Genomic DNA, 14,117 nt, shown 5'->3' with positions numbered 1-14,117 from the left:
AAGCACCGCAATGCGCGCGGCCGGACAATGAAACGCGGCGGGGGAGACGTGCAGCGGCTCTGCCTCCGGCAGAAAACGCCGGGTTGGAACATCGGGGGAAAACATTGGCAGACAGCAACGGTTACCATTTCATCATTGCGGATGATCATCCTTTGTTTCGCGGCGCACTGCGCCAGGCGCTTGATCTGCTCTATCCCGGATCGGTCATCGATGAAGCCGGTACGCTCGAGGATGTGACCGCCCGGCTGGAGGATGCCGGCGGCGTGGATCTGGTGCTGCTGGACCTGTCCATGCCCGGCATGCGCGGCTTCTCGGGCCTTATGTTCCTGCGCGCCCAGCACCCTTCGGTCCCGGTGGTGATTGTCTCGGCCAATGAAGAGCCTCAGGCCATTCGCCGGGCCATCGGCTTTGGGGCGTCGGGGTTCATTCCCAAGTCCCACGGCATCGAAGTCATCCGCAATGCGATCGAGCAGGTGATGGCGGGCTCGCTCTGGACGCCGCCGGAGATCGATCTCACCATCGCCGACAAGGATTCTGATGCAGCGCGCCGGCTGGCCAGTCTGACGCCGCAGCAGGTGCGCGTGCTCATGATGCTGTCGGAAGGTCTTCTGAACAAGCAGATTGCCTATGAGCTTTCCGTCTCCGAGGCGACGGTGAAGGCGCATGTGTCCGCCATCTTGCAGAAGCTGGGCGTCGAGAGCCGGACACAGGCGGTGATAGCAGCCTCCAAGATCGAGGCCGGAAGCTGGCAGGCTTCCGAAGCAGGCTAGGGGCAGCGGCCACACAACACGGCATTTCAGCCATACCGCTTCGAAGAACTGCCGGCCGCAGGTCTTGCTGGCGAATTATTCCTTTTCTGTCTCGCAGGGAAATGCAACTCCGGCAGAAGAGGGGAATGTATTTTATCAAGTTGATTAAATTGATCCGCCCGTTTCCTGATGGGCCTGATCGCAAATGCTCTCATTCCTTAATTAAAATCGTGATTTTTACCCACTCTTTACGGAGCTATGGGAGATTACATTCCCCAGTGGCACGTGTGCCCTGTGCGCAAATATTGACCGGATAGTGGATGAGCCAGGCGAAGGCCGAGAAGCAGGTCGCATTCGGAGCAGCAAAATCCGGTGATTCCGGAAGGGCCGCTGCAGGGGAAGACGTGTGCATGAACGGGGAACTCAGCAGCACTGATTTTCTGAGACGCCCGCTTCATCATCTGGCCGAAGCCGCGCGCTTCATCTTCCGCGGATTGCTGGGCCGGGATGAACTGAGTGGCCGGATACGCGCACAGCAGATCACGTCGATTGTCCGTTTCATGCCGTATATCACGGCGTGGAACGTGTTCAGCGCCCTCATCATCGTCAATCTAAACTTCGGCGTGGCGCCTCTTTATCTTCTGCTCGCCTGGTCCGCTGCCATGATGTTTGTCATCGGCCGCGGCGTGGCCGTCTGGCAGAAGAGCCGGAAGCGGGCATTCACGACAGCGTCCTCCAGGGGCATCGTTTCCGCGACCGTGCAGGCTGGCGTGCTTGGCATCCTGTGGTGCCTTGCGCTGTTCATGACCTTTTACTACGGCTCTAACGACTCGCTCATCCTCGTCGCCTGCCTGATCACAGGATTGATCTGTGCGGGTGGCTTTGTGCTGGCGACGGTGCCTTTGGCCGGACTTGCCTGGGTCATGACGATCTGGTGCGGATCGACATTGCTGATCATGCAGATCGGCAATGGACCGATGTTCGAGCTTTCCAGCCTGCTCTCGGCCTATTCCTTCATGGTCGTGATTTGCGTTCTTGCCGTTTCCAGGGTGTTCGTAGCCCGTGTGATGACGGAGCAGGAGCTGGAACACCGGGGACAGGTGATCGGCCTGCTGCTCAATGAGTTTGAGGAAAGTGCCAGCGACTGGCTGTGGGAAACCGACAGCGCCGGCAATCTGAAACGCACATCTGCCCGGTTTTGTGAGGTCTGCGGGCGCGCGCCCGAAGACCTTCAGGGCCGTCCCCTGATCGATGCCTTGCAGACGATGGTGGAGCAGGGCGATGGCTGGGACGCAGTGCGGGAGATGATGGCCGCCTGTCAGCCCTTCCGCGACATGCCCGTGCTGACCATCGTCAACGGCGAGCGCCGCTGGTGGTCTCTCGCCGGCCGTCCCTATTTCGATCCTGCCTGCAAGTTCACCGGCTATCGCGGCGTCGGGTCTGACATCACCGATGCCCGCCGCGCGCATGACCTGGTCAAATATCTCGCCGAGCATGATGCGCTGACGGGGGTGGGCAACCGCAACTGGCTGCTGGCGCGTGCGGGTGAGTGCCTGGAAAACGCACTGGCCGATGGCAGCAATATCAGCCTGCTGATGGTGGATCTCGACAACTTCAAGGCCATCAACGACATGCGCGGTCATCCTGTGGGCGACGAAATCCTCAACATGGTTGCGCAGCGGTTCAGCGAAGTCTGCGCCGGAAGGGCGGACCTTGCCCGCATTGGCGGTGACGAGTTCGCCATTCTGCATGTTGGGCAAAGCCGCCAGAACACCGAGGCGCTGGCGAACGAACTGATCACCAGTCTGAATGCGCCGCTGCTGACCGATAGCGGCAGCTACACTGTGGGTGCAACGATCGGCATCGCCTGCGCACCGCGTCAGGCGGACACCATCGATGATCTGATGCGCTGTGCGGATATTGCCCTCTACAAGGCCAAGCGCAGCGGACGGGGGCAGGCGCTGTATTTCGAAGCCGAGATGGACCGGGAACAGCGTGAGCGGCGCGAGATGGAAGCCGCACTTCGCAGGGCCATCGAGAAAGGCGGCCTCACGCTGGCTTTCCAGCCGATTGTCTCGGCCCAGACCGGACACATCCAGTCCTGCGAGGCACTGCTGCGCTGGAACGATCCGTTCATCGGCCCCGTTTCCCCGGCTGACTTTGTGCCCATTGCCGAGGAGGCAGGGCTTATTGTTCCGATCGGGGAATGGGTGCTGCGTGAGGCCTGCAAACGGGCAGCCGGCAGCCAGCATGAAATATCCGTCGCGGTCAATCTGTCGCCACTGCAGTTCGCGGCAGCGGGCCTTGTTGATGCAGTAAAGTGGGCTCTGGAAGAAACGGGGCTGCCGGCTCAGCGGCTGATCCTGGAAATCACCGAATCCGTGCTGATCCAGGATGCGGGTTCAACTGCGGAGATCCTCGGGCAACTGAAGGCGCTGGGTGTGCGTATCGCTCTGGACGACTTTGGAACCGGATATTCGTCACTGAGCTACCTGCGCCACTATCACTTCGACAAGATCAAGATCGACAAGTCCTTCGTCAGCGAACTGGGCGATGGCGGGGAAAGCATGGCCATCATCTCTGCGGTCATTATCCTGGCGCGCAGCCTGAAGATGGAAGTGACGGCAGAAGGCGTCGAGACCGAAGAGCAGGCCAATCAACTGCGTCTCATGGGCTGCAGCAGCCTGCAGGGCTATTACTTCGGCCGGCCAATGGAGCATTATCCGGAAGCACTCGTGCCCCGCGCTGACTATGGCACGAACCGCTCCGGTTCGAGACGGGTCGTCACTCAGTAACCAGCATTTCTGCCCTGACCCGCGCCAGCTGTGCCCGGAGCGCCGCCGGACGGACGGGCTTGTTCAGCATCCCGATGTCCCGCTCCGCCGCTTCCGCCCGCACGGCGCGGCTGCGGTCGGCGGTGATGAGCAGCGCAGGAATGCTGCGGCCGAATTTCCAGCGCAGCCGCACGGCACATTCGATGCCGTTGCCCTGATCCAGATGATAGTCGACCAGCATGATGTCGGGCGTGCGGCCCAGCTGCGTCACGTGCTGGGCAGCCTCCATGTCGTTGCTGGCGGTCAGAACCTCGCACCCCCAGCTTTCCAGGAGGCGCCTCATGCCGTCCAGAATGTTCGGCTCATTGTCGATGGTCAGCACCAGCATGCCGTCCAGCTGGCTTGTGGTCACGGCAACCGGTTCGCCAGCGCTGGGCAGCACGGGAACAGGGGCTGCTGAGGGAACCTCTACGGCAAAGCATGAACCTTTGCCCATTTTCGAGCGCAGGGTGACCGGGTGATCCAGCACCCGGCTGATCCGCTCCACGATACAGAGCCCGAGCCCAAGCCCCTTGGCCGTGCGGATGCCATCGTCCAGCCGGTGGAACTCCATGAAGATGGCTTTCTGCTTGGAGGCGGGAATGCCGATGCCAGTGTCATGAACTTCGATGACAATGCGTGAGCCATGGCGGCGGCACCCAACAAGGACGCGGCCCGTCAGGGTGTATTTCAGGGCATTCGACACGAGGTTCTGCAGCAAGCGGCGCAGCAGGCGGCGGTCCGAGCGGACGGTGAGTGACGTGGGCATGAAACTCAGCCGGAGGTCTCTTTCGCGCGCCACCGGCTCGAATTCCAGCTGCAAGGCGCGGAAAATCTCATCGAGGCGGAAGGTGCTGTACTCCGGTTTGAGGGCCCCCGTGTCGAGGCGGGAAATATCCAGAATGGCGCCGATGATGTCCTCTACGGATTCGAGCGAGGCTTCGACGTTTCGCACCAGATCCCCTGCCTCCCCTTCGCGGAACCTGTCGACCAGCACGGAGGCGTAAAGGCGGGCGGCGTTCAGCGGCTGCAGGATGTCATGACCGGCGGCGGCCAGAAACCGGGTCTTGCCGATATTGGCCTCTTCGGCGGCATGGGTTGCCTGCACGAGCTGCTGGTTGACGCGGGTCAGTTCCTCGGTGCGCTCCCGCACCCGCCGCTCCAGCGTTTCGTGGGATCTGGACAGGGCCTCCTCGGCCAGCACGCGCTCGGTGATGTCGGTGAAGGTGGTGACGATGCCGCCATCCGGCATGGGGCTGACGCGCACCTCCAGAATGGTGCCGGTGATCGTCAGGCGCTCCTGGAAGGTCTCCTGGCGGATGACCAGCTTGTCGATCCTGTCGGCCACAATGGCATCTGCCGAACTGCCTCTCAATTCGCCCCGCTCGGCATTGAAGCGGATGATGGTGTCGAGCGGGGTGCCCACCTGGCCATATTCGGGGGGAAGGCCAAGCAGGTCGCGGAACTGCCGGTTCCAGCAGATCAGCCGCAGATCCCGGTCGAACACGGCAATACCCTGACGCACCTGATCGAGCGCCGTTTGCAAAAGGTCGCGGTTGTACTGGATGGCCTCGGAAGCATCATCCAGCAGCTTCATGGCGCCCTTGATGGTGGCATCGCGCCGTTTCAGCAACAGCGACAGGACCAGCCTTGCGGAGGCAGCGCCGATGGCCGAGGCCAGAAGCTGCTCCGAATAGCGCAGCACCTGCGCGTCCGCCGGAGCGTTGAGATCCAGCGTCAGGCCGCGTTCACGGGCGTAACGGTGGAAGGAGCGCTCGGAGCGCTCGACCCCCAGATAGCGGGCGACGGTGGCCTTCAGATCACCAATCGTCACATGGGTCCGCCAGAGCCGGAAGGACGGTGTCGAGGCCAGTTCCTGCGGCACGAAGAGATTGGCCTGAAGCCGTTCGGATGGCTCGGGCGCGCGGGTCAGCGAGAAGAGAATGAAACAGGTGAGATTGGCCAGAAGGCTGAAGGCAACCCCGTGCAGGAACGGGTCGGCAGGGCTGTAGAACAGGGATTGCGGCCGCAGCCACTCTATGCCGAAGGGCCCGTCGAAGAGGATCGCTTCGGCAATGAGCCCGGACTGGACAAAGGTCGGCAGCAGCAAGGTGTAGAGCCACAGGCCAAAGCCCGCCACCATGCCGGCAATCGCACCGCGCGCCGTTGCCTTGCGCCAGAAAAGCCCGCCAAAGAAGGCTGGAGCAAACTGGGCAATCGCGGCAAAGGAGAGGAGGCCGATCGAGGAGAGGGCAGCCGTGTCACCTGCGGCTCTGTAATAGGCATAGGCGAGCAGCAGGATAACGAAGATGGAGGCACGGCGCACGCGCAGCAGCATGCGGCTGAGGTCCTTGCCCCGTGCGGAGGCGATATCGTCGCTGCCGCGCTGGCGCAGAATGAGCGGAACCACGATGTCGTTGGAAATCATGATCGCCAGCGCCACCGTGGCGACGATGATCATGGCTGTTGCCGCCGACAGGCCGCCGATGAAGGCAAAGAGGGCGAGAAAACCCTGGTTCGAGGCCATCGGCAGGGCGAGGACGTAGGAATCGGGATTGATGCCGGGATCCAGCGTCAGCATGCCTGCCGCAGCAATCGGCACGACGAAGAGGTTGATGGCGATGAGGTAGAGCGGGAACATCCATGTGGCGAGGCGCAGCTCCGCCTCGGAATTGTTCTCGGTGACCACCACATGGAACTGGCGCGGCAGCAGCAGGGAGGCGATGAGCGACAGGCATGTGATGGCAATCCATTCCGCCGGCTGGAAGGGCTGGGAAAAGACGCTGGCGACCTTGGGGCTTGTGGCGATTGCCGCCACCAGATCCAGCGGCCCGTCATAAAGGGCATAGGTGACCCAGAAGCCAACCGCCAGGAATGCGAAGAGCTTGACCACCGCTTCCAGCGCAATCGCCAGCATCAGCCCTTCCTGATGCTCGGTCGCATCAATGTGCCGGGTGCCGAACAGCCAGGCGAAGACGGCCATGCCGATGGCAATCAGCAGGGTGATGTCGCCGAAGGACGTGAGCAGCGACACCCCGTCCGGCGGGCCGAAGGGGCCGATCATGGTGGTGACCGAAAGGGACAGGGCCTTCAGCTGCAGGGCGATGTAGGGAATGATGCCGATGACGGCGATGACCGTTGCCGTTGCCCCAACCGTCTGGCTCTTGCCGTAACGGGCGGCCATGAAGTCGGCGATCGAGGTGATCCGCTCCGTCTTGGCGACCCGGATGATCCGCCGCAGCAGCGGAAAGCCGAAGGCAAAGAGCAGGATCGGGCCTGTGTAGATCGCAAGAAACTCCAGCCCGTCCCGCGTCGCACCGCCAACCGAGCCATAGAAGGTCCAGGATGTGCAATAGACCGAGAGGGACAGCGCATAGATGAAGGGCCGGCTCTTCACCGCCAGCGGCAGGCGCGAGCGCCGGTCTCCGAAACTGGCGATGGCAAAGAGCAGCAGGATATAGCCCAGTGCGCTTAAGGTGACGATCCAGCCGTCCAGCATCGCAATCCTGTCCGCCCATGCCCGGTTGAACCGGAGCGCTTGTTGCCTCTGGCCGGATGCGCCGGATTTTTGCCGTGCGTCCCCGTCCTCCCGTGCTGATCGGACCATAGGTGCGCCGCCTTGTCCATTCGTCTTGCGGCGGGGGCGTGCCGGTCCGAACCTTCCCTTGCGGACGGAATGTGTTAACACTGTCAGGCAGGCCGGGCGGACGGCCCGCACTATGGGCACCAGATCAAAGGGGGCGGAAATGCTCAAGGAATTCAAGGAATTTGCCGTCAAGGGCAACATGCTCGACATGGCCGTCGGCATTGTCATCGGCGCGGCCTTCAGCGCCATCGTCTCCTCCATGGTGGACGATATCATCATGCCGCCGATCGGCCTGATCCTCGGCAATGTCGACTTTTCCGAGCTGTTTCTCGTCCTGAAGCAGGGTGTGCCCGAGGGCCCCTATCCGACAGTGGATGCCGCGAAGGCGGCGGGGGCTGTGACCTGGAACCTAGGGCTCTTCGTCAATGCCGTGGTCAAGTTCACCATCGTTGCCTTTGCTCTCTTCATTGTGGTGAAGGGCATCAACCGGCTGCGGCGGGAAGAAAAGACCAAGCCTGCAGAACCGGCCAAGCCGCCGCGCCAGGAGCTGCTGCTGGAAGAGATCCGCGACCTTCTGAAGAAGTGAAGTCCTTCACGATGGGGTGGCACCGCCGGGGCTTGCACCCGGCGGCAATCATCGCTTTGAGTGAAGTCAGCTTCACGCAGATTCATGTGCTTTTGCCGGAGAGGATTTGTAAGGTCGATGACCAGACACATCCTTCCGGCGGAGCCTGACGTGACCTTGCACACCCCCAATGATCGTATCCTTGATGCACTCCGGGCGCCTGCCCGCAATGCGCCGGAAAGCGGCATCGTCGAAGTCGTCAATGCAGCGCGCGAGCTGCCGGATGTGATCCCGCTCTGGGTGGGCGAGGGCGACCTGCCGACGCCGGCCTTCATCTGCGAGGCGGCGGAAGCGGCGATGAAGGCGGGCGAGACCTTCTACACCTATCAGCGCGGATTGCCTGAGCTGCGCAAGGCGCTGGCGGATTATCATGGCCGCGTCTTCGGCCGCCCGTTTGATCCGGAGCGCTTCTTCGTCACCGGGTCCGGGATGCAGGCCATCCAGATCGCAGTGCAGATGATCGCCGGGCAGGGGGACGAGGTGCTGGTTCCGGTGCCTGCATGGCCGAACATTGCCGCTTCCGTCGGGCTGATGGGCGGGGTGCCGGTCTCCGTGCCGCTCGATTTCACGCAAGGTGGCTGGTCGCTGGATGTGGCGCGTCTCGAAGCGGCAATCACCCCGCGCACGCGCGCCATCTTCATCAACACGCCGGCAAACCCGACCGGCTGGGTGGCGAGCCGCGAGGATCTGAAGCAGATTCTCGATATTTCCCGCCGCCACGGTATCTGGATTATTGCCGACGAAGTCTATGGCCGTTTCTACTATGGGGCCGGCAATCATGCGCCCTCCTTCCACGAAATTGTGGAAGAGGACGACCGGGTGATCCAGGTGAATACCTTCTCCAAGAACTGGGCCATGACCGGCTGGCGCATCGGCTGGATGTCGGCGCCCAAGGCACTGGGCCAGGTCATTGAAAACATGGTGCAATATTCCACCTCCGGCGTAGCTGCTTTCATGCAGCGCGGGGCGATTGCGGCGCTGTCTCCGCAAGGGGATGCCTTCCTTGAGGAGCAGAAAGCGCGGGCGCTGGCGGGCCGCAAGATCGTCTGCGATGCGCTGGCGGCCATGGATGGCGTGCGCTTCACCGTGCCGGATGGCTCGTTCTACATGTTCTTCGGCATCGAGGGGCACACGGATGCGCGCCAGCTGGCCATGGATCTGGCCCTTCAGGCGCGGGTGGGGCTGGCGCCTGCTTCGGCCTTTGGTGTCACCGGGCAGGGCTTCCTGCGGCTGTGCTTTGCCCGCCGGGCAGACCATGTGGAAGAGGGGATGAGGCGCCTTGCCGCTTGGCTAAAGCGTTGACGCAGCTTCGCAGAATGCGTTACGGATTTCCACGTAAGGACTTGTTACCCAGCGTTGTGCTTGGCCGCGCTCGGGAATTTTGGGCGGCGGGGCATGAACGAGGGACAGGGACATTGTGGTCAGGGCGCGGCTTGGACCGTATCTGACGCACGTCTGGCCAGTGTTCTGGAAACGGCCGTCGACGGCATCATTGTCATCAATGACCGCATGCGGATCCTTGCCTTCAACAAGGCTTGCGAGCGTCTTTTCGGGTATACGGCGGCTGAAGCACTGGGGCAGAACGTTACGTTGATCATGCCGGGCTCTTACGCCCGCGAGCATGACGAGTATGTCGAGCGCTATCTGGAAACCGGCGAGCGGAAGATCATCGGCATCGGCCGTGAAGTGGCTGCGCGCCACAAGGATGGCACCGAGTTTCCGGTGGAGCTGTCGGTCGGAGAGGCGAAGACCCCCGATGGCCGCCAGTTCATCGGCATCCTGCGGGACCTGCGGCACCGCAAGTCCGTGGAGCAGAGCCTTGCGAGGGCGCAGGCACAGCTCGTTCACATGACGCGGATCAGCGCCATTGACGAGATGGGCGCGGCGATTGCCCATGAACTGAACCAGCCGCTGACAGCAATCCTCTTGTATCTTCAGGCCGTTGTCCGCAAGGCGCGCAATGCCGATACGGTCGATGCCCAGTCCCTCGGCGTGATCGAGAAGGCCATGCGCGAGGCTGAGCGTGCAGGCGAAATCATCCAGCGCATGCGCCAGCTGGTGGAAAAGCGCGATCCGGAGCGGGTGCCGACGGATCTGGTCAGTTTCAGCCGGTCCTGTGTGGAGTTGGTTGAGCTGGGATCCGGCGACAGCGGCGTGCGCTTCGAGATGAAGATCCAGCCGCGCCTGCCGAAACTTCCGATCGATCCGGTGCAGATCCGGCAGGTGCTGGTGAACCTGCTGCGCAATGCCCGCGAGGCCGTGCAAGGCTCGCCGGAAAAGACCGTGCGCCTGGAAGTCGAACGGAGTGGAGAGTATATCGAGTTCCGTGTCCGCGACAGCGGACCCGGCGTTCCGTCCGAGGTGGTGCCGGAACTGTTCCGTGCCTTCTCGGGCCACAAACGCAAAGGGCTGGGGCTTGGCCTCGCCATTTCCCGTACAATCGCCCAGAATCATGCGGGTGATCTGAGCCTTGAAAAAGCGGCCGGCGGAGAAGGAGCAACGTTCGTTCTCCGCCTCCCGATTAATTGTAATATTGATCCAGATCGTCACGCTGACGGCAAGTCGTGATATGCCCGTGGGCTGTAGGCAAGAAAGAGGACTTTAGGGATGACCGAAGCCATCTACATCGTTGATGATGATCCCGCCGTGCGCGATGCATTGTCTGTCGTGTTCGAGATGGAGGGCTTTTCGGTTGAAACCTTCGAGGACGGGGACAGCTTCGTCATCGCTGCCAAGGAGCGTATTCCGGCTTGCGTCATTCTCGACGTGCACATGCCGGGGCGCTCCGGCATTGACGTGCTGAAGGCCCTGAGCGCGGAGAGCTATGAAGCGCCGATCTTCATCATCTCCGGTCAGGGCGACATCCCGATGGCTGTCGAGGCCATCCGCAACGGGGCTTTTGACTTCATCGAGAAGCCGTTTGACGCCGACACGGTGGTTGCCCGTGTGCGCGAGGGCATCGAGGCGCAGCAGAACAAGGGCGGGGCTGCCAATGCCGAGACCGGCAGCTTCCCCGGAGCTGAGCTGTTGACCCGGCGCGAGCGCGAGGTCCTGGGGCGGATTACCGCCGGGGCTTCCAACAAGGAAGCTGGCCGGGAACTGGGCATCAGCCCGCGCACGGTCGAAGTGCACCGCGCCCGCATCATGGAAAAACTCGGGGCCAAGAACGCGGCCGATCTCGTCCGCATCGTGCTTGCTCATTGAATCGAATGCGCGTCAGCCGGCACTCCGTGAGCGGGCTGACGCCGCCGATGGCGAAAATTTGATTCAGATCCCCCGTACTAGTGCGTAGATCATATTGGGCAAAAGGGCCGTATAAAGAGGGGAGTGCCAAGTGCACACGCTCTATCGCGGACCATGTACGTGACAGTTCACATTGTCGAAGATGATTTCGGGGTATCGGACGCGCTGTCCATTCTTGTTGAGGGAATGGGCCACGATGCGGTCGTATACCCCGACGCAGAATCCTTCTTTGAAGGAGAGCCACCGGTCTCCGGCGACTTGGTGATTGTCGACCTGGGCCTGCCCGGGGTCAGTGGCGCACAGGTCGTGCGCTGGCTTGGTGAATTCCGTGATCCTCCCAAGGTTATTGTGATTTCCGGACAGCCGGGAAACCGCCTGCGGGAAATGCTGAGCGGCATCAATCCCTTTGCCTTCCTGCGCAAGCCTCTGTCCGAAGAAGAGCTGGCGCCTTATCTTTGAAGGCGGACTTGCCGCCGCAAAAAAAATCCTGCACTTCTTTTGTCTTGTAAAGTGGAACTTTATCATTTTCGCAGTTGTGGTCTGATTGCAGAATTGTTTGCTGTGCCGTGTTGCCGCTCTGAGAGACGGAATACAACTCCCATGCACTACTGAATTCTACGGATGCGTCATACTGCCCTGAGTATAAGGCCTTACGCACTCGACCGGATTCCGCCCTGCAAATCTTCACGATAGCTTCTCACCATCAGCAGCAATACAGGCAGCCCGCCGGACGGGGCAGGTTGCCGGAAACGTGCCGCATGGGGAAATCCGTGCCGTGTTTCTTTGCGGGTTGAAAGCCACAGGAGGGAAACATGGCTTATCTGGAACGCAATCTCACAAGATCACCTATGGCTGGCACTATCGCATCCCGCGTTCCTGCGCCCGAGGTCACCTCTCACTTCGCCAGCTTTGGCGCCAAGAGCGTGAGCTATAAGCCGCATGATGTGATCTATTACCAGGGTGATCCTGCCGACCGCATTTTTGAGGTTGGCCGCGGCACGGTGATGCTGTTCAAGCTGCTGCCCGATGGCCGCCGTCAGGTGGTTGAGGTGCTGCGCGCCGGAGATATCTTCGGCATGCCCGCCGGTGAAGAGCAGGATTGCACCGCTGAAACCCTGACCGATGCCTGCGTCCACACGCTGGACCTGCACCAGATCGAAGTCTCTTCCGACATTCAGCGCCAGCTGACCAAATGCCTGATCACGCAGATGCAGCATCTGCATGAGCACGCGGTTCTGCTTGGCCGCAAGTCGGCAACCGAGCGTGTTGCCAGCTTCCTGATGCATCTGGTGCCGGACCGCGGCGGTAACAACTGCATGGGGCCGGTCGAAGACGGCCTGCCGGACAGCCGTCAGGTCAAGCTGCACATGACCCGCCAGGAAATTGCCGACTACCTTGGTCTGACCATCGAGACGGTCAGCCGTGTAATCTCGGACATGAAGCGCCGCGGCCTCATCACGCTGGAGCGCAACGACGAGATCCGCCTCAACCGCGTTTGCGCTGTCTGCCAGCTCACCGGCAAGCACTGATCAGACAAGCACAAGACCCCATCGATCATTGTAGGCCCTCCAGCCAGTCCGCAAGGACTGGCTGTTGGCGTTTCTGCAGGCCAAAGCGGATGCCATCCTTGCTCCTGCTTTGGCCCAGCCTGCCATCTGGCCGGGCGCCATTTCCAATCCTCACACCGCCATCGAGTGACGCGGCACCACCGCGCTGGGGGCAGCCTTGCCGAAATAGGCATCGAAGGCAGCCGCCGCGATGCGCACATAAGGCCGGCCTTCCGGCGTGATCTTCACCCAGGCGTCCTGGCAGGTCAGCAGGCTGTCGGCGCTGAGCTCCTCCAGCTTTGCGAGGCTTTCGCTGAAGTGGCTGAGGGGCAGGCCATGCCGTTCGGCAATCCGGGCCACGTCCGCGGTGTAGGAGGTCATCAGCTGCTCGATGATATCGGCCCGCGCCCGGTCATCATCGGACAGGGCAAAGCCCTTGTTGACCGGGAGTTGACCGTTTTCCACCATGCGCTGCCATGTGCCCGTGTCGCTGACATTCTGCGCAAAACCGGCAGGCAGGCGGCCGATGGAGGAGACGCCGAGGCCGATCAGCGCTTCACCCTGATCGGTGGTGTAGCCCTGGAAATTACGCTTCAGACGGCCTTCAGCCAGTGCAATGGCCATGCTGTCGTCCGGCCGGGAGAAATGATCGAGGCCGATGGCCACATAGCCCGCATCCATCAGGGCATCGCGCGCCGCATCGGCCATGGCAAGGCGCTCGGCCGGCGCGGGCAGGGTGGTCTCGTCAATGAGCCGCTGGTGCTTCTTCATCCAGGGCACATGGGCATAGCCGAAGAGGGCAATGCGCGACGGCTGCAGCGCGACGGAGCGGGCGACAGTGTCGAGAATCGTGTCGCGCGTCTGCAGCGGCAACCCGTACATCAGGTCGAAATTGAGTGCCTCAAGCCCCGCATCGCGCAGGTGATCGACGGCTGCCCGCAGCACCTCGTAGGACTGCACCCGGCCGATGGCCTTCTGCACATCCGGGTTCAGGTCCTGCACGCCGAGGCTGGCGCGGTTGATGCCCATCACGGCCAGCGTCAGCGCAAGGCGGCGGGTGACATAGCGCGGGTCCAGTTCGATGGCGTGTTCCAGATCCGGTGTCAGATCGAACAGCACCCGGATCAGGCCGGAGAGTTCCAGCAGGCTTGCTTCCGGCAAAAGGCTCGGCGTGCCGCCGCCCCAGTGGATGTGGCGCACACGCCGCTGCGCGCCCAGATGTCCCGCAACCAGCTCGATCTCGGCTTCCAGCGATTTGGCATATTGCTCCAGAGGCGCATCCTTGCGTGTTGCCTTGGTGTGGCAGCCGCAATAGTGGCACAGCTCCCGGCAATAGGGCACATGCAGATAGAGGGACAGGTCCGTCTCTTCAGGCAGGGCCGCCAGCCAGCTGCCGTAAAGGCCGGATGTCACCTCCGCACTGAAGTGCGGTGCGGTCGGGTAGCTTGTGTAGCGCGGCACGTTACGGGCCGCATATCGGGCAAGATGGTCACTCATGGGGACAATCTGGCAGATGTCCGGGAGGGGAACCTTGATCTTCCTCAACGTTCCTGA

General features: G+C 62.0%; 10 protein-coding genes. 8 read left to right on the top strand and 2 right to left on the bottom strand.

What is annotated here, in order from left to right; all coding sequences use genetic code 11:
* Nucleotides 1–104 precede the first annotated feature (104 nt).
* On the top strand, nucleotides 105–770 hold the full coding sequence (locus H163_RS0102545; protein WP_019962975.1) for a response regulator: 666 nt from the start codon (nucleotides 105–107) through the stop codon (nucleotides 768–770).
* A gap of 389 nt (nucleotides 771–1,159) precedes the next feature.
* Nucleotides 1,160–3,544, top strand: a complete 2,385-nt coding sequence (locus tag H163_RS22050) for a putative bifunctional diguanylate cyclase/phosphodiesterase (RefSeq protein ID WP_160118249.1) — start codon at nucleotides 1,160–1,162, stop codon at nucleotides 3,542–3,544.
* Here H163_RS22050 and H163_RS0102535 read toward each other — a convergent pair.
* Nucleotides 3,534–7,061 (bottom strand): PAS domain-containing hybrid sensor histidine kinase/response regulator, encoded by a 3,528-nt coding sequence (locus tag H163_RS0102535; RefSeq protein ID WP_019962973.1) that lies wholly within the window; start codon nucleotides 7,059–7,061, stop codon nucleotides 3,534–3,536. The genes H163_RS22050 and H163_RS0102535 overlap by 11 nt on opposite strands.
* Nucleotides 7,062–7,281: 220 nt before the next feature.
* On the opposite strand from H163_RS0102535, the gene mscL reads away from it, so the two are divergent.
* From mscL to H163_RS0102505, 6 genes are all read left to right on the top strand, one after another.
* Complete coding sequence (mscL, locus tag H163_RS0102530) at nucleotides 7,282–7,734, top strand: large conductance mechanosensitive channel protein MscL (protein WP_244296050.1); 453 nt, start codon at nucleotides 7,282–7,284, stop codon at nucleotides 7,732–7,734.
* Nucleotides 7,735–7,851: 117 nt separating this feature from the next.
* Complete coding sequence (locus tag H163_RS0102525; protein ID WP_019962971.1) at nucleotides 7,852–9,075, top strand: pyridoxal phosphate-dependent aminotransferase; 1,224 nt, start codon at nucleotides 7,852–7,854, stop codon at nucleotides 9,073–9,075.
* 93 nt (nucleotides 9,076–9,168) lie between these two features.
* Nucleotides 9,169–10,341 carry a two-component system sensor histidine kinase NtrB gene (locus tag H163_RS0102520; RefSeq protein WP_051105301.1) on the top strand — a complete coding sequence of 391 codons (1,173 nt, stop codon included), beginning with the start codon at nucleotides 9,169–9,171 and terminating at the stop codon, nucleotides 10,339–10,341.
* 39 nt (nucleotides 10,342–10,380) lie between these two features.
* The gene (locus tag H163_RS0102515) at nucleotides 10,381–10,977 is read left to right on the top strand and encodes a response regulator transcription factor (protein WP_019962969.1); all 597 of its coding nucleotides are present in this window, start codon (nucleotides 10,381–10,383) and stop codon (nucleotides 10,975–10,977) included.
* A gap of 153 nt (nucleotides 10,978–11,130) precedes the next feature.
* Complete coding sequence (locus tag H163_RS0102510) at nucleotides 11,131–11,475, top strand: response regulator (protein ID WP_019962968.1); 345 nt, start codon at nucleotides 11,131–11,133, stop codon at nucleotides 11,473–11,475.
* Between the two features lie 353 nt (nucleotides 11,476–11,828).
* Nucleotides 11,829–12,545 carry a helix-turn-helix domain-containing protein gene (locus tag H163_RS0102505; RefSeq protein WP_115336407.1) on the top strand — a complete coding sequence of 239 codons (717 nt, stop codon included), beginning with the start codon at nucleotides 11,829–11,831 and terminating at the stop codon, nucleotides 12,543–12,545.
* Nucleotides 12,546–12,695: 150 nt separating this feature from the next.
* Here the strand turns inward: H163_RS0102505 and hemN are convergent, their stop codons facing one another.
* The gene (gene hemN, locus H163_RS0102495) at nucleotides 12,696–14,060 is read right to left on the bottom strand and encodes an oxygen-independent coproporphyrinogen III oxidase (protein WP_026355371.1); all 1,365 of its coding nucleotides are present in this window, start codon (nucleotides 14,058–14,060) and stop codon (nucleotides 12,696–12,698) included.
* Nucleotides 14,061–14,117 lie beyond the last annotated feature (57 nt).

Source organism: Pannonibacter phragmitetus DSM 14782, from assembly GCF_000382365.1.
In the GTDB taxonomy this organism is placed as follows: domain Bacteria; phylum Pseudomonadota; class Alphaproteobacteria; order Rhizobiales; family Stappiaceae; genus Pannonibacter; species Pannonibacter phragmitetus.
The sequence above is the reverse complement of the archived record's forward strand: the minus strand, read 5'-3'. Positions and strand labels throughout refer to the sequence as shown.

Bases quoted from the DNA above. Each gene is read 5' to 3' on its own strand.
- mscL (WP_244296050.1), top strand. From the start codon at position 7,282: ATGGGCACCAGATCAAAGGGGGCGGAAATGCTCAAGGAATTCAAGGAA.
- H163_RS0102505 (WP_115336407.1), top strand. From the start codon at position 11,829: ATGGCTTATCTGGAACGCAATCTCACAAGATCACCTATGGCTGGCACT.
- hemN (WP_026355371.1), bottom strand. From the start codon at position 14,060: ATGAGTGACCATCTTGCCCGATATGCGGCCCGTAACGTGCCGCGCTAC.
- H163_RS0102525 (WP_019962971.1), top strand. From the start codon at position 7,852: ATGACCAGACACATCCTTCCGGCGGAGCCTGACGTGACCTTGCACACC.
- H163_RS0102535 (WP_019962973.1), bottom strand. From the start codon at position 7,061: ATGCTGGACGGCTGGATCGTCACCTTAAGCGCACTGGGCTATATCCTG.
- H163_RS0102515 (WP_019962969.1), top strand. From the start codon at position 10,381: ATGACCGAAGCCATCTACATCGTTGATGATGATCCCGCCGTGCGCGAT.
- H163_RS22050 (WP_160118249.1), top strand. From the start codon at position 1,160: ATGAACGGGGAACTCAGCAGCACTGATTTTCTGAGACGCCCGCTTCAT.
- H163_RS0102520 (WP_051105301.1), top strand. From the start codon at position 9,169: ATGAACGAGGGACAGGGACATTGTGGTCAGGGCGCGGCTTGGACCGTA.
- H163_RS0102510 (WP_019962968.1), top strand. From the start codon at position 11,131: ATGTACGTGACAGTTCACATTGTCGAAGATGATTTCGGGGTATCGGAC.